General features: G+C 42.7%; 19 protein-coding genes. 5 read left to right on the top strand and 14 right to left on the bottom strand.

Annotation, left to right across the window (positions count from 1 at the left end; translation table 11 throughout):
- Positions 1-63 precede the first annotated feature (63 nt).
- Both licT and V6D44_RS06305 read right to left on the bottom strand, forming a co-directional pair.
- Positions 64-891, bottom strand: a complete 828-nt coding sequence (gene licT / locus V6D44_RS06310; RefSeq protein WP_148963314.1) for a transcriptional antiterminator LicT — start codon at positions 889-891, stop codon at positions 64-66.
- Positions 892-987: 96 nt separating this feature from the next.
- The gene (locus tag V6D44_RS06305) at positions 988-1,668 is read right to left on the bottom strand and encodes a hypothetical protein (RefSeq protein ID WP_202327843.1); all 681 of its coding nucleotides are present in this window, start codon (positions 1,666-1,668) and stop codon (positions 988-990) included.
- Positions 1,669-1,873: 205 nt separating this feature from the next.
- On the opposite strand from V6D44_RS06305, the gene V6D44_RS06300 reads away from it, so the two are divergent.
- Complete coding sequence (locus V6D44_RS06300; protein ID WP_087992014.1) at positions 1,874-3,160, top strand: MFS transporter; 1,287 nt, start codon at positions 1,874-1,876, stop codon at positions 3,158-3,160.
- 18 nt (positions 3,161-3,178) lie between these two features.
- Here V6D44_RS06300 and dbpA read toward each other — a convergent pair whose 3' ends face one another.
- Positions 3,179-4,618, bottom strand: coding sequence for an ATP-dependent RNA helicase DbpA (dbpA, locus tag V6D44_RS06295; protein ID WP_087992015.1), 1,440 nt, complete (start codon positions 4,616-4,618; stop codon positions 3,179-3,181).
- A gap of 81 nt (positions 4,619-4,699) precedes the next feature.
- Positions 4,700-5,848, bottom strand: a complete 1,149-nt coding sequence (locus tag V6D44_RS06290; protein ID WP_087992016.1) for a rhamnogalacturonan acetylesterase — start codon at positions 5,846-5,848, stop codon at positions 4,700-4,702.
- A 153-nt stretch (positions 5,849-6,001) separates the two neighbouring features.
- Here V6D44_RS06290 and V6D44_RS06285 point away from each other — a divergent pair, with 153 nt between their 5' ends.
- Both V6D44_RS06285 and V6D44_RS06280 read left to right on the top strand, forming a co-directional pair.
- Positions 6,002-6,334 (top strand): helix-turn-helix transcriptional regulator, encoded by a 333-nt coding sequence (locus V6D44_RS06285; RefSeq protein ID WP_087992017.1) that lies wholly within the window; start codon positions 6,002-6,004, stop codon positions 6,332-6,334.
- A gap of 2 nt (positions 6,335-6,336) precedes the next feature.
- Entirely contained in the window at positions 6,337-6,894 is a 558-nt protein-coding gene (locus tag V6D44_RS06280; RefSeq protein WP_333516357.1) for a DUF2812 domain-containing protein, read from the top strand.
- 30 nt (positions 6,895-6,924) lie between these two features.
- Here the strand turns inward: V6D44_RS06280 and V6D44_RS06275 are convergent, their stop codons facing one another.
- Both V6D44_RS06275 and V6D44_RS06270 read right to left on the bottom strand, forming a co-directional pair.
- On the bottom strand, positions 6,925-7,362 hold the full coding sequence (locus tag V6D44_RS06275) for a hypothetical protein (protein WP_202327840.1): 438 nt from the start codon (positions 7,360-7,362) through the stop codon (positions 6,925-6,927).
- A gap of 222 nt (positions 7,363-7,584) precedes the next feature.
- Positions 7,585-8,508 carry a DMT family transporter gene (locus tag V6D44_RS06270; protein WP_253269175.1) on the bottom strand — a complete coding sequence of 308 codons (924 nt, stop codon included), beginning with the start codon at positions 8,506-8,508 and terminating at the stop codon, positions 7,585-7,587.
- 647 nt (positions 8,509-9,155) lie between these two features.
- On the opposite strand from V6D44_RS06270, the gene V6D44_RS06265 reads away from it, so the two are divergent.
- Positions 9,156-9,920 (top strand): TerC family protein, encoded by a 765-nt coding sequence (locus V6D44_RS06265; RefSeq protein WP_202327839.1) that lies wholly within the window; start codon positions 9,156-9,158, stop codon positions 9,918-9,920.
- A gap of 307 nt (positions 9,921-10,227) precedes the next feature.
- On the opposite strand, the gene V6D44_RS06260 is transcribed toward V6D44_RS06265, so the two are convergent.
- From V6D44_RS06260 to V6D44_RS06230, 7 genes are all read right to left on the bottom strand, one after another.
- A complete protein-coding gene (locus V6D44_RS06260) occupies positions 10,228-10,674 on the bottom strand; it encodes a universal stress protein (protein ID WP_087992020.1) in 447 nt (148 codons plus the stop codon).
- 102 nt (positions 10,675-10,776) lie between these two features.
- A complete protein-coding gene (bglH, locus tag V6D44_RS06255; RefSeq protein ID WP_333516356.1) occupies positions 10,777-12,186 on the bottom strand; it encodes an aryl-phospho-beta-d-glucosidase in 1,410 nt (469 codons plus the stop codon).
- Positions 12,187-12,208: 22 nt separating this feature from the next.
- Positions 12,209-14,038: a beta-glucoside-specific PTS transporter subunit IIABC gene (locus tag V6D44_RS06250; protein ID WP_333516355.1), complete on the bottom strand. Its 1,830-nt coding sequence runs from the start codon at positions 14,036-14,038 to the stop codon at positions 12,209-12,211.
- Between the two features lie 436 nt (positions 14,039-14,474).
- Complete coding sequence (locus V6D44_RS06245) at positions 14,475-14,834, bottom strand: hypothetical protein (protein WP_333516354.1); 360 nt, start codon at positions 14,832-14,834, stop codon at positions 14,475-14,477.
- A gap of 5 nt (positions 14,835-14,839) precedes the next feature.
- Positions 14,840-16,501: a T7SS effector LXG polymorphic toxin gene (locus V6D44_RS06240; protein ID WP_333516353.1), complete on the bottom strand. Its 1,662-nt coding sequence runs from the start codon at positions 16,499-16,501 to the stop codon at positions 14,840-14,842.
- Between the two features lie 20 nt (positions 16,502-16,521).
- Positions 16,522-16,791 carry a YwqI/YxiC family protein gene (locus V6D44_RS06235; protein ID WP_333516352.1) on the bottom strand — a complete coding sequence of 90 codons (270 nt, stop codon included), beginning with the start codon at positions 16,789-16,791 and terminating at the stop codon, positions 16,522-16,524.
- A gap of 11 nt (positions 16,792-16,802) precedes the next feature.
- Entirely contained in the window at positions 16,803-17,168 is a 366-nt protein-coding gene (locus tag V6D44_RS06230; protein ID WP_087991918.1) for a YwqH-like family protein, read from the bottom strand.
- A 309-nt stretch (positions 17,169-17,477) separates the two neighbouring features.
- Between V6D44_RS06230 and V6D44_RS06225 the strand changes: the two genes are divergently transcribed.
- Positions 17,478-20,612, top strand: coding sequence for a DUF3427 domain-containing protein (locus V6D44_RS06225; protein WP_333516351.1), 3,135 nt, complete (start codon positions 17,478-17,480; stop codon positions 20,610-20,612).
- Here V6D44_RS06225 and V6D44_RS06220 read toward each other — a convergent pair.
- Entirely contained in the window at positions 20,601-20,990 is a 390-nt protein-coding gene (locus V6D44_RS06220; RefSeq protein ID WP_333516350.1) for a (deoxy)nucleoside triphosphate pyrophosphohydrolase, read from the bottom strand. The genes V6D44_RS06225 and V6D44_RS06220 overlap by 12 nt on opposite strands.
- Positions 20,991-20,999: the final 9 nt, after the last annotated feature.

Here is a 20,999-nt window from a genome sequence, read left to right as displayed (position 1 = left end):
CTAACATCCTCATATGTGAATGTAAGAAAAAATCAACACAAGAAAATAAAAATGTCAACGCTTTCATTTGACGACCCTTTCGATGTGAATCGTTAAATACAGCAGCTCGTCACTGGTGAGCTTGTGTTTATACTCCCGCTCAATGTAGGTTTGGATTTTTTTCGTGCATTCATACGCGTGATGGTACTTTTCTATCACTGTCTCCAGTAAAAAATCGTCCTGGCTTTCCATGTGCGTGCCATTAAAAAGACGCTGCGCGAAAAACTTCAAATGGGTGACAAACCGATAATAGTGAAGCGATTCTTCGTTGAATTCAATCTTAAAATGGTATTTTACGATACTCAAAATCTCTTGCATGACTTTTGTAATATTGATGATATTAGGCATCTCTTCATTCAGCTCGGCATTTACGATATGCATGGCAATAAAGCCAGCTTCATCCTCCGGCAGAGACACGCCAGTCTTGTTTTTCACCATGTGCAGCGCTTCTTTTCCGATTGCAAACTCGTCTTTGTACAGCCGCTTTGTTTCCCACAGCAAGGCGTTTTTGATATCAAGCCCTTTCTGATTGCGCTGGATGGCGAAGTTAATATGGTCGGTCAGCGACACATAGATGCTGTCGTTGAGCTTTTTGCCGAGCTTTAATTTCGCATAGCTGATAATCTCTTCGGATACTTCCATACACTCGATCGGTATATCATACAAAAGGGTTTTGAATTTTTCTGATACATCCTTGTTATCGAGCGTGAACACCTTCTCAATGCGGTCTTCATCGACATCATCGCCGGTCTTTTTCTGGAACGCGAGCCCCCTGCCCATGATGACCAATTCTTTTCCCTGTTCATTGACCACGCTGATCACGTTATTGTTGATCACCTTCGCAATTTTCATGACATGTTCCTCCAATCAACTAAGAACAAACTACACCTTGATTGTACATTCTTTTTGTACTAGGTCAATATCATCAGGGAAAGAGCAGGAAGCAGGTCAATACAATCCACTCAGCACCGGCTGCCCGGGCTGTTTTTGAAGCAGTGCCTCCAGATGTCGTTCAAATGCTGCCTTGTCAGCCCCCTGCTTTTTGACAATGCTGTTCATGATTTTGACGCTTTCGGCACTGTATTGCGTATATTGTTTTTTCAGCTGATCCAGCTGCTGTCTTGTCTTCTTCGCGTTTTTCGGTGTGACTTGGCTGATGAGTTTGATCATACGTTCTGTGATCTCAAAAAAAGCAGCACGATTTTCTTTCAGCTGCTGCATTTCGTTGCGGCTCATTCCATGATTGCGGGTTTTTTGAAGCAAAGCGATTGCCTCGGTGTTTTGTTTTTTGAGCGGTTTGTTTGCATGTTGAATCGCTCCAAGGTTCTCCTTCGCAATGTCTGCTTCTTCTTCAGTCATGCTGCTCCGAACAAAGTATTCAGGATTGCCGATTCCATAATCAAATGCTTCGCTTACACGTATCATGGAACTGAATACAATCGCCAGCTGCATATCGCTTGGGAGGGTCTGGAAGTCCTGTTTATTCTTATTGCTCATCGGTTTGGCTGTGGTTTGTTTGACCGTCTCTTGATCACGATCTGCAAACGTCTGAGCCTCATCTTCACTTTCGCATGCGCTCATCACAAGAACTGTGACCAGCAGGCTTATACACAAGCCTATTCGCCTCATGCTCTGTCTCCTCTCTGCTGAATCCCTTCTGGAAAATACGTAAAATGTAGTTAAATGGTACCAGATACACCTATCCCCATCAATAAACCAAAAGTATGATTTGGAACGCAAAAACATAAACATTTTGTAAAAATTTACGTGATTTCCATTCTTTTCAGCCCCATTTCTCGTACAATAAAAGTATTGTTACCAGAGGAGGGGGCTTGTGATGAAACGTTTTACGAAACAAGAAAACAGCTGGATTTTATATGACTGGGCAAATTCTGCATACTCGATTGTCGTGACCACCGCGGTGTTTCCGTTGTTTTATAAAGCAGCTGCTGCGGAAGGCGGTGTCGGAGCTGCTCAATCGACTGCCTATTTGGGATATACCATTGCGATTTCAACGTTTATTCTTGCGATGCTCGGGCCGATTTTAGGCACGATCGCCGACTATGAAGGGTGCAAAAAAAAGTTTTTCGGTTTCTTTGTGTCAGCCGGTGTTGCCAGCACCGCGATGCTAGCCTTTATTCCGAGTGAACATTGGCTGCTTTTATTGCTGTTTTATACGATATCAGCTATCGGTTTTTCCGGCGCCAACGTGTTTTACGATGCCTTTCTCGTTGACGTCACCCCGGAGAACCGAATGAACCTCATCTCTGCACGGGGTTTTGGCTTAGGCTACATAGGAAGCACGATTCCATTTATCATCAGCATTGCTGTCATCCTGCTTGCTCAAGCAGAGTCGATTCCGCTGTCTGTATCGGCCGCAAGCCAGCTGTCCTTTTTCATAACGGCTGCCTGGTGGGGGCTGTTTACCATCCCGATGCTGAAACATGTCCATCAGCGCTATTTCATCAAAAGAGAACCTCATATTGTTATCAACAGCTTTAAGCGGCTCGGCCAAACGATGAAACGGATTAGGCAGTACCGGGCGCTGTTCCTCTTTTTGCTTGCTTATTTCTTTTATATCGACGGAGTCGGCACGATTATTACGATGTCGACTTCCTATGGGTCTGATTTAGGGATCAGCCCCTCAAGCCTCCTGATCATCCTGTTTGTCACTCAAGTCGTCGCCGCGCCGTTTTCCATTGTATACGGAAAAATGGCAGAACGCTTTACGGGAAAAACAATGCTGTACGTTGGAATCGTCATTTATATGATTGTCTGTGTGTACGCTTATTTTATGGAGACAACGCTAGATTTCTGGATACTGGCGATGCTTGTCGCCACTTCGCAGGGCGGCATTCAAGCCCTCAGCCGTTCTTATTTCGCCAAGCTCGTGCCAAAGCGCCACGCCAATGAATTCTTCGGCTTTTACAACATTTTCGGAAAATTCGCTTCGATTATGGGACCGCTGCTCATTGCCGTTACCGCTCAGGTTACCGGGAGATCCTCGACTGCGGTGTTCAGCCTGATTGTTCTATTTGTAATCGGCATTGTGATCCTCGCTTTTGTCCCGGAGGAGACCAGCGCGGATATAAGCCAGCAGCAAAATGACCTGCCCCTTTAACTGGGAGCAGGTCATTCATCATTTATTCGCTTTATTCACCTTGAGCTTTTTCCCTTTGACGGTTGTGTTTTTCATCACTTTGAGAACTTGAGGGCCTTTTCCGTTTAAAATTTCCACGTAAGAGGCGTTATCCATGATCGTGATAATGCCGATGTCATCAGTTGACACACCGTCAATTTTGGCAATCGTTCCTACAAAATCAACAGCTCTGATTTTCTTTTTCTTTCCGCCGTTAAAATACAGCTTCATAATGTCTTTATTCAGCTCTTCGCTTTTGTCCTTTTTGAATTCCGGACGGTCATTCAATTTGGATAGAAAATCAGGTTTCTTCTTGGCCACTTCTTCTTGAGAAGGGGCTTCTATTTGTTGAATCTCAAACCCGATATATTCTTCAATGTCAGCTAAAAACCGTTTTTCGAAGGCCGTGACAAACGAAATGGCCTTTCCTTTGTTTCCTGCGCGCCCCGTCCGGCCTGTGCGGTGGACGTAGCTTTCCTTCTCAAGCGGCAGATCATAGTTGATGACAAGAGAGATATTTTCAATATCAATCCCGCGCGCGGCGACATCTGTCGCGACTAAGTAACGGTACTCGCCCCGTTTAAATTCATCCATGACATCGAAACGGTCTTCCTGAATCATTCCGCCGTGTATTTTATCGCACGGATACCCTAAGTTATCCAATTCATCGGTCAGCTGATTGACATGCTCTTTCGTCCGGCAGAAAATGATGCAGCTGTCAGGATTCTCCGTCATCAGCACATCTTTCAGCAAAGCAAACTTATTCTCTTCTCGTACTTGAATCACCGCATGTTCAATATTCCTGGTGGTAAGACCGGCCGCTTTGATTTCGATATGCTCCGGGTTTTGCATGTATTGCCGGCTTAATTTCTCAATATCCTCCGGCAGGGTCGCCGAAAACAGCATCGTCGTACGCTCAACCGGCAGATGTTTGATAATCGCCTCCACCTGCTCAATGAAGCCCATATTCAGCATCTCATCGGCTTCATCAATGACCAAATAGGACAGACGGTCTAACGGCAGCGTGCCCTTTTCGATATGATCCAGTACACGCCCCGGCGTGCCGACAACGATGTGGCTTTTTTGCTTCAGTTCAGCTTTTTGTTTATCAAAGGAAGACTTTCCAAACACGGCAGTCGCTTTGATTCGTTTAAAGCGTCCGATGTTTGTGATATCCTCTTTAACTTGTACGGCAAGCTCACGGGTCGGTGTTAAAATAAGCGCCTGCGGCTTGTTTTCATCCCAATCCGCCAGCTCACAGAGAGGAATCCCGAAAGAAGCCGTTTTCCCGCTTCCCGTCTGTGATTTGACGACAAGATCCTTTCGTTCTAAGGCAGCGGGGATCACGCTCTGCTGCACCTTGGTCGGTTCTGTATATCCCAGTCCTTCTAATGCTCGTAAAATGTCATGACTGATTTGATAGTTTTTAAAATGACTCATGTATAAACTCCTGTCTCTTGCAGATGTTCTCATTATACGCTAATTCACGCAGGCATATGTGTTTTGCCGAAAAATGACGTATTAAAATCCTTCAATTCTCTGGCGTTTCAACTCCTGAACGGCTAGCCGCGCCAGTGCGTCGGCTCCCGCGCGGTTAGGATGCAGCGTATCTCCGTCCATATATAACGCGAGTGTTTTTTCCGGGCCGATTGATGTAAAGTAAGCCGAACTAAGGACATTTAAGTCAATGAGGTGCGTTTTCTCCTCTTCGGCCAAAGCCAAAATAGAAGCCCTGTACCATCGGTTGACAGACGAATGAATGCCTTCAGACGTAAAATCTGTCGCCCGTCCCTGTGGTGTTGAAAGGATAACTTCCGCACCCTTCGCTTTCACCTGGCGGATCATATCTCGCATCATCTCCTTAAACTCCGCTTCAGATTCATTATGCTTCGGATTTGTGTCATTAATGCCGAGCTGCAACATCAAATAATCTCCCGGCTTGATATACTTCAAGATCGCCTCAAGCTGTCCGTCATTTCGAAACCCTCTCGCGATCTGCCCGCCGGACGCCATGTTTCTGACTTGAAAGGTGTGTTTGTCGACATAGTGAGGCAGCATCTGCCCCCAGCCCGCCTGCTTGCTGCTGTTGAGCGGATAATAATTGCACACCGTCGAATCGCCGCCGACATAAATGGTTCGGTTTGTCATCGGCTGATCAGACAATTTCTTGATTTTCAAGGCACTGAGCGTAAAAGCGGTGCCTGCTTTTCCCTCTGTCACCAGCAGATTCAGCTGCCCGTCGGTGACAGGAATTTGGAACGTATCCTCCGCACCGTCCCCCGTCATATTGATGACCTGAAACACACCCTCCGCCGCCACACTGGCCCTTGCCGTATTGCCAAGCGTCACATTCACCTCGTAAAGGCCATTCGGAAGATCCACGCTAAACGTATTGTCGCTTTTCGTCCCATACGTCAAAAACTGAACCGCATCACTCTTCACACCAGTCCCGGATGCCGCCACATCCTTCATATTCTCCGGTGTTTGAAAACCGTAGCCCGTTGACAGGTTATACCGATCAGACGCCCTGACACCAATGTAACCAGGCTCAACCGAACCGCTCCCAAAATCAAACTGATACACCTTCGGCTCCGCCGCCTTCACACTCTCAATCCCACCGGAACACAGCATCAACATCATCACAAAACCCGCAGCCATCCACTTTTTCATCAAGATTCCCCCTATATGTAAACGCATACATTATGCATACTCGGTGATTGTTTCTTTATGATGACTGAATGCAGATTTGACAAAACAAAAGGAATATTTTATTATATCAATAAATGATATATCATTAGTTGATATAAGAAATGAGGTGACCCCTTGCCAAAACAACGTCAGGAAATGGATCAGCTTACCGATCCAGCCTATTACATTGTCTTAACATTGCTGGAACCAAAACACGGATATTCGATCATGCAGGAGATTGAGGACATGACCGATGACTCCTTTACGATCGGCCCGGCTACTTTATATACATTGTTAAAGAAATTACTGCAAAAAGAGATCATTGAGCTAATCAACAATGACAACCCGCGCCGCAAAGTATACCAGACCACCCTGCGCGGCCAAGAATTACTCAAAAAAGAAATTCAGCGCAGAAAAGTGATGGCGGAACACGGAGAACGCGCTTTTCAACAATTGAAAGGGGATTAGTCGTGAAACAGAAAAAATATATGATGTCCGAAGGATTGGCGTTTTCAGAAGAAAAGGATATGAAGAGACTAAGCGATATGGCCGGCAAAGGCTGGGTGCTCGATTCATTTGCGTTTATGGGGTATAAGCTTAGAAAAGCTGAACCGCAAAACCTGATCTATAGCTTGGACTATCGTGCCGTCGATGATGACAACATAGATGAGTACCTTGAAATATTCGAAAATGCCGGATGGGAGCATGTTTGTTCTGAATACACCACACATATCTTTGCCGCCGCACCCGGAACGAAGCCGATTTACTCCGACCGTTCAACCATGATTGATAAATACAAACAAAGTGAATATACCCTCCGCTATATCACATTGTTCATGCTCTGTCTTACTGCGGCTTTCACAGTCATCAGGAGTATGTTTATTTCTGCTGAAGCTTCCATACTTCATAACACCATACACATCCTTTTTGTCTTTCTCATCACCATCACGATCCCGGCTATCCTCACTTACGCAGCCTCTGTCTTTAGAATTTGGCGAGTCAAACGCAGAAACCCCAACCTTGAGTGAAGGCTGGGGTTTTGCTTAATCATAAAATGATTAATAAAGAGAAGCGAACGTATAGTTAATCGTTTTTTTCGTTCCTGTGTTGCTGAATTTAAATCTGTATTTTGTTTTATAGCTCTTAGATGCTTTACTGTAGTTCAGGTTAGTATAGCCTTTTTTCTTGGCATAAAACGTTTTAATGGTTTTCCACCCTTTACTTGTCTTCTGTTGCATCTCGGCTTTTATTTTCCCGCTTCCAGATCCTTTTGCAGTAATGCTCGCATTCGTTCCTTGACCTGGATACCAAATCTGAAATGTTGGTGAGTACGTATAGTTTTTGAAAGAGCCTGAATGGTAGTGGGTAGTCCATATACTGCCTTTTTTCACCCAATCTTTTGCTTGGGCTTTGTTACCGGCAAGATCTATAGCTGTAAAGCTTGTCAATGCGATAACAAAAGCAACGAAGGTCATGATCAATTTCTTCTTTTTCATTATGTAATTCCTCCCGCTCTCGTATAGTTCTTTTTATCACCTTTAAATATGATAATCATGATTAGAAGATGATGAATCCTTCTAAAATACTAAATTATGGCGATTTATCATGCATCTCACATACATAATGACTATAGACTCATTTCTTTAGATACATTTCCTGTTCTGCTTGAGAACGTTTGGAAATAAAACAAAAGCAGCTGCCTTCGACAGCTGCTTTCTTTACATTTGAGAATTCTCAGCAACTACGTCCGCTTTCCCCTGCCTCCTGACAAGCGTCAAAGCCATGCCCGCAAAGATCATCACGATGCCTAGTGTTTGATAGAGGTCTGGGCGGAAGCCTGTGAAGACGGTATCCAGCACGATCGCGACAGCCGGGTCGAGGAAGACAATGATTGAAATAAATTTCGTTGATAAAAAACGCAAACTGTCAAAAAACAGCAAATACACAATACCTGTATGAATGATACCGGTAGACACCACCATGATCCAGTTCCCCTGAGACAGGCCGGCAAAAGCGCCAAAGTGAATAAACGGAATCAGGATAATGATCCCTAAACCGGTTTGCAGGAAGGTGGTCGCGTAAGGGCTGAGGTTGTGAATGCCTTTTCCCAATAAAGTAGTGAACGCATAAAACAGTGCGGCGAGAACGGCCCAAATGATTCCTGATCCCATCAGCTGCGTTAGTGATGTGCTGCCATTAATCCCGGAAATCAGCGCAGTTCCCAGAAAACAGATGATAATGGAACTGACGGAGATGACGTTTAATTTTTCTCTGTAGATGATGCTCCCCAGGAGAAGAACAAGCACCGGTGCAAGGTGATAAACCGAGATGGCGATCGTGACAGATGTTTCTTCAAAAGACTTAAATAAGAACACCCAGTTGAATACAAGAAAGAAACCGCACGCCAATGTTTGCAGCACTTCTCTCTTGCTCCACTTTTCGGTTTTATACTGGCCGGACGCCAGCCAGCAGAAGCTTAAAAATAGCGTCGCGCAAAGGCAGCGGATGAATACCAATTCAACTGACGGCAAATTGGTATGCTCTGAGAAAAAGCCGATGGAACCGAAAATCACCATGGAGATGACCATTTTCAGCACGGCTGTTGATTTTTGTTTTGATATGATTGAGAGATCTTGCTGCATCAAGTGTATTCTACCTCCAGTTATGTATATGGAAAATAACCCCAGATGCAAGGTGCTTTTCCCTTTATTATAGTTTCTTTCCGGCCGTCCAGCCGCCGTCTATGACAAAGTTTGAGCCTGTAATAAAGTGCGCCTCTCAGAAGCTAAAGATGACCTTTTAAATGATTCTGCTGATAATTCAAAAATGATTAAAATACTGGAATCCAATGGCTTTGTTCAGGCTGTACATCAAAGATTCTGCCTGCTGAACATCAGATAAGGCTGCTTCCTTCATATGAAAGCATTGTTTACTATAAATTCTGACATCTTATCCGTTTAATTATCTACTCCAACGACACGCTGACCGGTAGAAGTTGCTTTACCGCCTCAATGTCTTTGCACCTGTATTCATTATATTCTTTTTTTCACCATTTTACATTATACCTTTATTCATTTTGGTAATTTTAAGCAACACGGATACTATACTTAAATGATGTATCACTTATCATTTAGCATGTTGCACATGTAGATTTCTGGTTTTTGCCAACACGAAGAGCCCCCAAGAAATACCAACCTACTCAATTGGATTAACGATAGATGAGAAGGGGAATGCTGTTGATATCGCAACTTTTACAGCACACTTTACGTTTTAGAAAGGAACGATGTTAATGGAGTCTATCTGGCTGGAATATGCCTGGACATTGTTAATTTTAATCGGATTAGAAGGACTGCTATCGGCTGATAATGCCCTTGTACTGGCAGTGATCGCCAAGCATTTACCCGATGATCAGAAGAAAAAAGCGATAAATTATGGAATCATCATGGCATTTGCCTTCAGGTTTGCGGCGCTTTTTGCCATTTCGTTTATCGCGAATGTCTGGCAGATTCAGGCGATAGGAGCAGCGTATCTTCTTTACCTGGGCTTAAAGCATGTGATAAAGGCCCGTTTCGGGAAAAAAAATGAGAACATTCATGAGGAGGCAAAAGAGGAGGCTGCCGGAAAAGGTTTCTGGCCCACAGTCGGAAAGATTGCTTTAGCGGACCTCGCTTTTGCCATTGATTCGATTCTTGCTGCGGTTGCTTTAGCTCTCGGCCTTCCGGATTCACCGCTTGATGATTTCGGCGGCATGGATGGAGGACAATTTATTGTTGTTGTCCTAGGCGGAATTGCAGGGCTTATCCTGATTAAGTTTGCAGCAACCTGGTTTGTAAAACTTCTTAATCAGCGCCCCGCACTGGAAACAACCGCATATGCCATTGTGGCCTGGGTCGGTGTCAAACTGGTCGTCATTACCCTTGCCCATGAGGATATTGGAATCCTGGACCATCACTTTCCGCACAGCACCACCTGGACGCTGATCTTCTATGGCGTTTTAGTGGCCATTGCTTTATTCGGTTGGTTTGCGCCGGCCAATAAAGCAGCAAAGAAATAGATGGAATAAGCAACAATGAAAAGAGGAAGGTATGTTTAAGAGCATACGGGACTTTTATGTGAACGGGGCAGCTAACATTCGAATAGGAAACTGGGAAAACAAATTAAAACGCTGTGGCAACTAGGCAGTTGGATTTGAAACCAAACCAGATAGAGGCGTCATCCCTTATTGTTCAAAGGGAGGCGCCTCTTTTGGTAAAGCTGTATTACAAAAAACAAGTTTATTTAAGGTTGTGTTTAAGTTTAAGTCTCGGACGATGTTCAGCCGCTATCATTAGCAAGATGTTCAGCAGAAATTTAATTTTTTTCTATCGAACAATTAAAACCGGACAAGTTGATAATTGAGACACTTTATGGCTGACGCTTCCAAGCATCATTTCTTTCAGGCCGCTGATGCCCCGGCTGCCGACTACGATCAGGCTGACGCCTTTCTCTTTTGCGGTATTTAGTATCTCATGCGCCGGCTCGCCATTCGCGTAAATGATTTCAGCTTGAACACCGTTCTCGGCTGCATTTTCTTTTGCCTTCTCAAGGATTTTCATGCCTTCTTTTTTAACCTGGTCCCTGATTTCTTCAATAAAATGTTCAGGCACATAGACCATTCCCGTCAGAGAAGAAGTCGTGACGACGGCTTCTCTCCCCACATGAAGAATGCTTAGTTCCGTCTGCTGCTCTTTGGCCAAATGCACTGCGGCATCAAGCGCTTTTGCACTCATATCTGATCCGTCAATCGCAACTAACATTTTGTTAAACATGCTCTTCCCGCCTTTCGGACTGTGGGTGGTTCACCTTTCTCTTTTATTGTCCGCCCGCTTCCGGTTATTGTCAATTGAAGCGCATGAGTATTCAAAAAATTGTCAGAGACTCTCTCCATTTGTGGCGATGACCCGCTGATACCAGCCGAAGCTTTTTTTCTTGATGCGGTTTAATGTTCCGTTTCCTTCATTGTCCCGATCAACATAAATGTAGCCGTAGCGTTTTTTCATTTCCGCAGTGGAGGCGCTGACAAGGTCAATCGGTCCCCATGACGTGTATCCGATTAAGTCGACACCGTCAGCAATGGCTTCCCGGGCTTCAATCAAATGGTCCCGCAGATAGTCGATTCTGTAATCATCCTGAATAGAGCCGTCCTCCTCCACTTTGTCTGCCGCACCAAGGCCGTTTTCCACGATAAACAGCGGCTTCTGGTAGCGGTCATATAGCGTATTGAGCGTGGTGCGCAAGCCCTTCGGATCAATCTGCCAGCCCCATTCTGATGATTTGAGATATGGATTTTTCACACCGCCCAGCAGGTTGCCTTCTGATTTTGTAAGATCTTCAGGATCAGTGCTTGCCGCCATCGACATGTAGTAGCTGAATCCGATGTAATCCACCGTATGTTCTTTCAAAATCTCTTCATCGCCATCAGCCATTTCAATTTCAATATGATTTTCTGCCAAGAAGCGTTTCATATATCCCGGGTATGCGCCTCGTGCCTGCACATCTGAGAAGAAAAGTGTTTTGCGCTCATTCTCCATTGCCGCGAAGACATCCCCCGGCTTAGATGTCATCGGATAGGTTGTCGTTGCCGCAATCATACAGCCAATTTTTGAATCAGGAATGATCTCATGCCCCGCTTTGACAGCGCGGGCGCTGGCGACAAACTGGTGGTGCGCGGCCTGATACATCGCGTTTAATTTGTTTTCTCCTTCTTCAAAGACAAGGCCGCCGCCGGTAAATGGCGCATGGAGCACCACGTTAATTTCATTGAACGTCATCCAATACTTCACTTTGTGCTGATAGCGTTTGAAAACGGTTTTGGCATAGCGTTCATAGAACTCGATGACCTTGCGATTCTTCCAGCCGCCATACTGTTTCACTAAGCCGAGCGGCATTTCATAATGAGAGATGGTGACAACAGGCTCAATCTCATGCTTTAACAGCTCATCAAACAGATCGTCATAAAATTTGAGTCCTTCTTCATTTGGCTCCTCTTCATCGCCATTCGGAAAAATTCTTGTCCACGCTATTGATGTGCGAAACGCCTTAAATCCCATTTCCGCAAATAAGGCAATGTCCTCTTTATAACGATGGTAAAAATCAATTCCGTCATGATACAGATTTAAGGAAGACATCGACTCATCAAATGGAGACATGATGCCGTTCGGTGATACGTCAGCCGTCGAAAGCCCCTTACCGCCCTCGTTATAAGCACCTTCCACTTGATTGGCAGCAACCGCGCCGCCCCATAAAAATCCTTCTGGAAATCGTTTTGCATTTGCACTCATATTGATCACCTCATCAGTTTTTTTAAGATAAAGCTAGCAACGCTTCTTTTGTCTTCACCTTGCCGATTTCTTTTACAGGCGAAAACGAATATTGGTCTGTGTTGGTCACGATCACCGGGGTAATGACGTCATATCCCGCCGCTTTGATTTGTTCCAGATCAAAGGACACGAGCAAATCTCCCGGTGCGACCTTGTCGCCTTCTTTGACGTGAGCTGTAAACCATTGCCCCTCCAGCTTCACAGTGTCCAATCCAATGTGTATGAGAATTTCGGCTCCGTGATCACTCGTCATTCCAATCGCATGCTTGGTTTTAAAAACAGTGGTGACGCTTCCATGAACAGGAGAAACGACTTCTCCTTCTTCAGGCTCAATAGCGAATCCTTTTCCCATGACCCCGGCAGAAAACACCCCGTCATTCACTTCACTTAATGACTTTACTTCACCTTTAATCGGGCTGTGAATGATTTCTCCGCTGCCTTCATACACAGACGGCCGCTGATCACTGTCAGACGGCACATCCTCGAATCCAATAAGATAGGCTGCCGCTGTTCCCGCCGCGAACGCAATCACAAGGCCGATCATGGCGTAAATAAACGTTGGTCCGATGAAGACCGGAATACTCGGCAGACCCGCGTTTCCTCCAACAATATAGGAAGCAACACCCGTCACACCGTAAAACGCGCCGCCGGCCGCTCCGCCCAGCAAAGCCGCCGCAAACGGTTTTTTTAAACGCATATTCACGCCGTACATCGCGGGTTCTGTAATCCCCATCAACGCCGTGATGCTTGTGGTAAGCGCGAGTGATTTGAATTTTTTGTTTCTGGAGCGAAGGAAGACGGCAAATGATGCCCCGGCCTGCCCCATATTCGCCAAAAACATAGCCGGCAGCAAGTAATCGTGCCCGTTTTGGGCAATGTTGTTAATCATAATAGGCACCAGTGCATAATGCATGCCCGTCATAATGATTAAAGAGAATGTTCCCGCAAGCAAAATCATCGCAATAAGCCCTGCATGATCAAATAAAACATTCACACCGACAGACAAGTATTCTCCCAAAATAGCGCCAAGCGGACCGACAGTAATCAGCGTCAGCGGCACAACAATCAGCAATGTCAGTGTCGGAACCACAATCAGCTTCAGAGAAGAGTGGGTGACCCGGTCAATCCACTTCTCAACATACGATGCGATCCAAATTGCAAGCAAAATCGGAATGACTGTTGAAGAATACGTGGCAGCGGTTACAGGAAGCCCGATAAAGGAAATCGGTTTCCCCGCACCGAGCAGTGCCGTCAGATCCGGGTGCAGAATAGCCGCCCCAATCGCCGCCGCTACATATGGATTGCTTCCGAACTTTCTCGCCGCGCTCATTGCAAGCAGGAGCGGCAGGAAATAGAACGCGCCATCACCGACAGCCGAGAGAATCACATGCGCCTGGCTCGTCTCTGTCATCCAGCCGAATGTAACGGCTAACGCGACAAGCCCTTTGATCATCCCTGCTCCCGCAATCGCCGGAAGAATCGGGGTAAACACACCAGAAATCACATCAAAGACCGCACTCAGCACATTCTTTTTCTGGGATGATGAACCGGCACTCTTCTCATCACTGAGCTTACCGTGCTGCAGCATCGCCTGGTACACCTTGGGCACATCATTTCCTATGATAATTTGAAACTGACCACCGCTGATATTAGTGCCCATCACACCCGGCAGCTGCTCCAGCTGACCGCGATCTGCCTTCGAATGGTCATGAAGATTAAAACGAAGCCTTGTCATGCAGTGAATCACGCGCTGAACGTTGTCTTCACCGCCTACGAGTTGTAATATGTCTTTCGATAACTTATCATAATCCATGTGAATACCTCCTTTTTATGGGGGAACCCGCTGGATGAAAGGTGGCCGCCTTTCACCAGCTTTTTTTGTATCAAATGCCGCATCACCTCCTAAATTGAGAATAAAAAAAACCTAAATGACACAGATTGCGAGAGTCTCCTCCTGCACCTGCACCATTTAGGTTTTGCCTGCTTTCGCAGTAACAATCCTGACGGGTCGCTTTATTTGTTTGTAGATATACTTTAGCACTAGATTCGCGAGATGTCAACGCTTTCATTTTCCTTCTATTACAATATGTCGATAAATTTATTTTTCAAGAATATTCCAAACATTATTTTGAGAATAATAACAAACAGATTTAACATAAACCTTTAGGCTTGGAAATATTATAGTTTTCCGTTCTCTCAAATCAAATTATATCAAACTTCAAAAAGAAGCTGCTTCCCAGCTTCTAGATTTAATCGTATTCAATAACAATAGTTTTGTTTTTTGCATTTTCAAGAAATTGTATAATCTCTTGAACTAATTCTACTAATTCTTTTTTAAAACCGTCTGAAACAACTAGTTTGCTTACATCAAAACTTTTCATTTGGTTTATTGCTAATTGTACGTCTTCTATTATCCAAGGTGAATCATCATACCAGCCTTCTTGATAAAAGTATTCTTTAATAATTCCCTCTTTTTCTAGATTGTTATCTAATAAAGCTTTTAATAAAGTTTCAAAGTATCCATTCCACATGATGAGCTTGTTTTCTCCATCAGATAAGGTAAGTTCAGGTTCACCTTCAAATCCATCATAAAACTTTGTATTTAACAACTCGATCAATCCTTCCAATGACCTTTTTCTAAAATTCTTAATTGGTCTTTAGTAGCTGTCCCAGCTTTTCTTTCCCTAATAGCTTCAAACCATTTATGTCCTTCAATCCACTCGTTTTCTCCGATTTTAAAGAACCTTTGTGGTTGTTGTCCACCATTTCCCGGAACAGTTTTTTGTACAACCCACGTATTCCCTTGGTTTTTGGGCGCCCCAGGCGTACTTGTGTGCCATCTGACCTCATATTTGTATGTTCCATCGTTCCATTTATAAGTTATTTGTTCATAATCAGTTTTCGATTGAGCTTTTACTTTTGCAGCATCAGGGATTCTAATTGGAGCCCTCTTGGAATATTCTTTAGCTATTTTTATTTGTTCATCAGCTGTCATTTCTGAAAATTTAACTTTACTTGCTGATTTAGAGTTTTTCTTCTCTGCTTTAGCAACTTTCTCTGCCGTTCTCTCCTTTTTCTCAACTTTCGAAACTTCATCAGTGGCTTTCTCTGCTTTCTTAGACACTTTAGCTAGTTTATTTCCCCGTCGAATCCATTTGATAACTTTAGCAGGCGGCGTTATATTAACACCGGCTTTAAATCGATCTAGAAGTGAGAGTTTTTCATGTGTATGAGGGTCATATCCTAATGCTGCTCGTTCCCAATCGTCTGCACTAAATAACTCCAAACCCATTTCTAAGTATCTCTCTATATCACTTTCATTGTCATCTGGTTCTGGAGATTCATCAACACACTCTATCTTGACAATTATATTTCCATCTATGTAGGCACAGTAAGTTATTCCATCAATAGTTTTATAAATTTTCTGTAGTTTTTTTATATCCTCTTCACTATATACTTTCTTGGTGACTTTTTGACTCTTTATCATTTGTTCTACGCGATTATGGGCAGCCAGCGAATCAACTTCAGGGCCTTCTTTCTCTCCTAGCTTCTTCAACATCATCTCCATCGGAGAATCATCCGCCTGCTTCATTTGCGGGTTAATGGCGCCGAAGGTTTGGTTGATGTTTTCTTCTTCCTTTGATTTCAAGATAGAGCCGCTTTTGTAGCCTGTAATTTCAATTTTCGGCCCGGTGTACATCGTTTCGAGCTGATCTATGTATTTTTTCATCGTTTGAAAATCTGATTTTGCTGTTTCCAGCGCTTGGGTTTGCTGGCCGTCAAATTGAAAGAGCTTATGCAGGGTGTCCGAAATCAGTCGCTCAGCCTGTTCTGTTTCCATCCGAAAAAAGGAGTCATTGACTGTTGGCAGGCTGACGATGTGGTCGATGGCTGATGTCTGGCGATTGACTGCGTCTGTAAGCTGCTCTGTTACTTCTCGCGCATGCTTGATTCCGTGTCTTGCGTCATGTGAGAGAAAAGCCTCCGCAATCATGCCGTGAGAGTCGGATTCTACAGAGGAAATGCCGTGCTGCGTTTGTTTCAGTACTTTTTTGTATTCGTCGATAAACATGCCGAAGAAAAGGAGAAAGGGCTTGTGGCACTCCTCGTAGAAGGTTCGGATCGCATCTCCGCCTTTTCCTTTTAACGCATCCTTCATGCCTGCCAGATGCTCAACGCTTTTTTCCAGCTTCTCCAGCTGCTGTTTTTGCTTGTCCAGTTTCTCAATCGTATGCTGAATGCCCTCGTGAAGAGCGTGGACATCTAATGTTTTCAAATTCCTTGTCCTCCCGCGCTTTATTTCATGGAAGATGATACGTTTTCGTCCGTTTCTTTCATGGCGTTTACCGCGCTTTCCGTTTGTGCGATATGCTTGGCCAGAACGGATGCATATGCTTCAGTGAGCTCTTTGATGTCCTCATTTAATTGCTCGATGGACTTCACAACGTTTAAATGGTTTCTGCCTGAAAGATGGCCGGGTACGGAGGACTTGAGTTCAGCTGAGTTCTTGAGCTGAGAAAGCCCTTGCTTCACTGTGCCATAGACCATTTTAATTTCCTGTGCCATTTGTGCTCACCTCACTTTTTATGTTTTTCCTGCTCTATTTCATGCTCTATTCTCGTGATTTGCCGTCTTATGGAATATACATCGCCCTCTAATGAATGGATTTTTCCTTCGATGCTTTCGATGATTCCGCTGACCTGTTGGCTTTTGATTTGATGATATGATTTGTTCATTCCATCACGAATATCTTCAAACCGCTCAGCGTGTGTTCCTCTCCATACATCCCGGTTAAGATGCGGCCGGTGAATGAGATGCTGAACCTCGGAAAAATCGTGTTTGATTTGCCTGATTTCGTGCAGCACTCGTTTTAACTGATGGATCTGTTCCTGTTTTTCATGTAAATCGGCTTTGACCGAATGTAACAACATTTCACTATGCATGCCGCAACACCTCATGTTTCTATCAAACTGTGTAAATTCTTTACAATACAGACTATTTTCATATTACATGATGGGTCATATTGGATAAATAGGTAAAAAGGTTTGTCTTGAGGAGAGTTAAATAAGCATAAATATCTAACAATCTTTTTGTTTTATTTACTCCTGAGTGAAATTCAGCATGAGAGGGACTATGAGTATAGGATAATTAACCTCATCCAAAATCACAGTGCATTATTACAAATCACTGTTACCCATAGTCAATAATAATGATAAAATTAGGATATCTATCTATATATGGAGAGAGAAAAGATGACAAAAAACAGTGGTTTTCATGAAGGATTGCAAGAAAAGCATAAGCTTTATCCCGCAGAACATCGATTTCAGCCTGTTTTACCGAAAGAATATACAGAAATTTTAACTTTACATATTGCAAAACAATTGGGCGAGAAGATCAAAACGCTTGTTGATCATGGACAATATAGTCAGGCGGTTGAATTGACCCAAAAAATATCTTCTGATCTTGGTAATGATACTGCCTTTGCAATACCACTTTCTTCAGTTCTTTATCATTTAGGTGACCTGGATCTTCCTGTGTCGGAGCACTTTTCGCTATCACGGTTGAATCTACTCGGAAACCATAGAGCGGATGATAATTTTTTTAAAACATTAAAGAATGAAATGTTAACTGCTGATCGTGTGGATTTTATGGTCAGTTTTACAAGGTGGTCTGGTGTCCAACTTCTTATTCCACCATTACAAGAGCTAAATAAACGCAATGTACCAGTACGTATTATTACATCAACATATATGGGAATTACTGAACCTAAAGCCCTTAAACAACTTATGCAATTTCAAAATGTTGACTTGAGAATTGTAAATGATTTCCGTCAATCTTTTCACACAAAAGCTTACTTGTTTGAACGTCAGTCTGGGCAACATAGCGTCATTATTGGATCATCAAATCTTTCGCAGTCCGCTCTGACCACTGGGTATGAATTAAATGCAAAAATACCAGATACAAGATATCTTCCAATTTTTCAACAAACAAAAGATGTCTTTAACAAAGTATGGTTCGAAAAAGCACAACCGGTTGATGATCAGTTCTTAAAAGCCTATGAAGAATTTCAGGCAACTAATCATAAAATGAGCGCGTCTCTCGTCTCTCAAAATTCTCTTTATCAAACAAAAACACAACCAAATGCAATGCAAGAAAAAGCTCTTAAAAACCTCAATAAAACAAGAGAACAGGGTGAGGAAAGGGCAGTTATTATCGCCGCAACTGGTACAGGAAAAACATATCTTGCAGCTTTTGATTTTACCGAATATCAACCAAAAAAATATCTTTTTATCGCTCATCGTGAGGAGCTACTATCTAAAGCGATTGAAACATTTCAAAAAGTCACAAATGACCATGATAACTTTGGATTGTTAACTGGATCCAAAAAAGAATGGAATAAAAGATTTTTATTTAGCACAGTTCAAACCTTGCATAAAGAAGAAACATTAAAACGGTTTGCAACAGATGAATTTGATTACATTGTCATTGATGAGTTCCATCATGCAGAAGCCTCTACCTATCAAACCGTATTGAACTACTTTAAGCCAAAATTCTTGTTAGGTTTAACTGCAACTCCAGAACGTTTAGACGGTAAAGATGTGCTTGAGATCTGCAATCATAATGTGGTCTATGAAATCCGCCTGCGGGATGCACTAGAAGCAGAATTACTTGCCCCATTTCATTACTTTGGCATCCCAGATCACACCGTTGATTACGATAAAGTAAAAATAATAAACGGGGTCTACGACGAACGCTCCTTGGTTAACCACTTAAAAAACCATGAGCGAGTCGATTATGTAATAAAGATGATAAACATGTACGGTTTCCACGGAGAAAAAATGTGTGGGTTGGGCTTCTGTACTAACATTGAACATGCCCAATATATGAGCCAAGAATTTAATCAATTAGGATTTCATACAACATATTTAACAGGGGAAGATTCCTCAGCCCAACGTCAGAAAGTCATCAGAGAACTTGAAGATCCACATCACAGTTTAGAGCTAATTTTCACAGTAGATATTTTTAATGAAGGCATTGATATACCAAAATTAAACTTACTGCTTTTTTTGAGGCCAACTGAATCACCAACTATATTTATTCAACAGTTAGGAAGAGGATTAAGGAAGACTGATGATAAAGAGTTTGTTACGGTACTTGATTTTATAGGAAACTATCAAAAATCATTCGTCATACCATTAGCCCTTTCTGGACAAACAAGTCAAAAATCGTTTGATAAGGATTCGTTGAGAGTTGCAGTGACCCATGAGTTTGCAGACTTACCAGGTGGATCTTATGTCGATCTTTCATCTGTAACGAAGAAAGAGATTTTACACAAAATTGATAGTATTAAACTAAATTCAGCTTCAATGCTAAAAACATTATATTCTCAATTTAAACGCGATATTGGGCGTTCTCCAGAGTTACTTGATTTTCTTTATTTCGATCAAGCTCCAGGGCTTACCTTTTTTCTTAAAAAATATAAGTCTTGGGTCGAAACGAAAAGAAAAATGGATGATCTTCATTCTTTAGATAAAGAAATATTAAATGATTCGTTATTGTTAAAAATGGTATCCTGGTTAGAGCAACAGTTCCCTATTAAGTGGCCTTATGATTTATTAGTGTTGCAATGTGGATTCAATATAAGAAGAATCACTGTAAATGATGTTAAGAAATCTTTAGAAGATACATTTCATTTACAAATCAAAAATACTACTATACACGATAACTTGATTAAACGTTCTATGGAACGCCTAGCCACGCCAGATAAGAAACACCAATGGAGTTTTGGCATGGTGGAGGAAAATACGTTCATACTACAATCAGAGATTATTGAACGTTTATGCCATCCCCAGTTCGGTCCTTATATTAAGGAACGTATCCAATATGGTTTAACCGAATTTAGACGTATGAATAATATAGAAGCACTTTTATCTAGTGAACTACAACTCACCTTGTATCAAACATATACTAGAAATGAACTCATACATTTATTTCAATCAACTGATCAAGAGGGAACGTGGCGAGAAGGTGTTCGGAGAGTTAATAACAATTACTTAATTTTTATTACGTTAAATAAATCTGAAAAAGTCGAGGATCATTTGTTATATAAAGATTACTTTATTGATCCTCATCATTTTCATTGGCAAAGTCAAAACCAAACATCACATGATTCTCCTGTAGGTCAGAATTTTATTAACCATAAAGAGAGAAAATATAAAATACATCTATTCGTGCGTAAATTTAACAAAATGCATGACATCACCTTACCTTTTATTTATCTAGGTAAAGTAGAATACGTATCAAGCAACGGGAACAAACCTATGAATGTAATATGGAAGCTCCGTCAGCCTGTCCCAGAAAACTTATACGTTGATTTAATTAACTAACGCATTTACAGTTGGAAGATCAGCAGGTGCCCATTCAAGTGACTCGAGTTCACTCACGGGCACCCATCTGAGTTCCGCATGTTCTTTGGCAACAGGTTTATCCTCAACAACTTTCGCTTGAATAGAAATCAAATTAACAATGACTTTCTCATATTCGTGATGAATGTCAGCGATAATTTCACCGGCTTCAATTTTACAACCAAGCTCCTCATGAATTTCTCTTACAAGAGCTTCTCGTGCATTCTCTCCCTCTTCAAGTTTGCCTCCTGGAAATTCCCATAGATTGGCCAAAGACATGGTTGGCGAACGAAGTGCACATAATATCATATTTTTATCGTTTTGAATCACTGCTGCAGCTACTTTGATTGTTTTTTTCATTTTTTATTT

The organism is Bacillus sp. 0209A (genome assembly GCF_036765095.1).
Classification (GTDB): Bacteria; Bacillota; Bacilli; order Bacillales; family Bacillaceae; genus Bacillus; species Bacillus subtilis_G.
This window is presented reverse-complemented; position numbering and strand designations above follow the sequence as displayed.

Coding starts and splice junctions, on each gene's coding strand:
- bglH (WP_333516356.1), bottom strand. CDS start 12,186: ATGAGTGCAAATGCAAAACGATTTCCAGAAGGATTTTTATGGGGCGGC.
- licT (WP_148963314.1), bottom strand. CDS start 891: ATGAAAATTGCGAAGGTGATCAACAATAACGTGATCAGCGTGGTCAAT.
- V6D44_RS06250 (WP_333516355.1), bottom strand. CDS start 14,038: ATGGATTATGATAAGTTATCGAAAGACATATTACAACTCGTAGGCGGT.
- V6D44_RS06305 (WP_202327843.1), bottom strand. CDS start 1,668: ATGAGGCGAATAGGCTTGTGTATAAGCCTGCTGGTCACAGTTCTTGTG.
- V6D44_RS06275 (WP_202327840.1), bottom strand. CDS start 7,362: ATGAAAAAGAAGAAATTGATCATGACCTTCGTTGCTTTTGTTATCGCA.
- V6D44_RS06230 (WP_087991918.1), bottom strand. CDS start 17,168: ATGCATAGTGAAATGTTGTTACATTCGGTCAAAGCCGATTTACATGAA.
- dbpA (WP_087992015.1), bottom strand. CDS start 4,618: ATGAGTCATTTTAAAAACTATCAAATCAGTCATGACATTTTACGAGCA.
- V6D44_RS06270 (WP_253269175.1), bottom strand. CDS start 8,508: ATGCAGCAAGATCTCTCAATCATATCAAAACAAAAATCAACAGCCGTG.
- V6D44_RS06235 (WP_333516352.1), bottom strand. CDS start 16,791: ATGGCACAGGAAATTAAAATGGTCTATGGCACAGTGAAGCAAGGGCTT.
- V6D44_RS06260 (WP_087992020.1), bottom strand. CDS start 10,674: ATGTTTAACAAAATGTTAGTTGCGATTGACGGATCAGATATGAGTGCA.
- V6D44_RS06220 (WP_333516350.1), bottom strand. CDS start 20,990: ATGAAAAAAACAATCAAAGTAGCTGCAGCAGTGATTCAAAACGATAAA.
- V6D44_RS06265 (WP_202327839.1), top strand. CDS start 9,156: ATGGAGTCTATCTGGCTGGAATATGCCTGGACATTGTTAATTTTAATC.
- V6D44_RS06225 (WP_333516351.1), top strand. CDS start 17,478: ATGACAAAAAACAGTGGTTTTCATGAAGGATTGCAAGAAAAGCATAAG.
- V6D44_RS06290 (WP_087992016.1), bottom strand. CDS start 5,848: ATGAAAAAGTGGATGGCTGCGGGTTTTGTGATGATGTTGATGCTGTGT.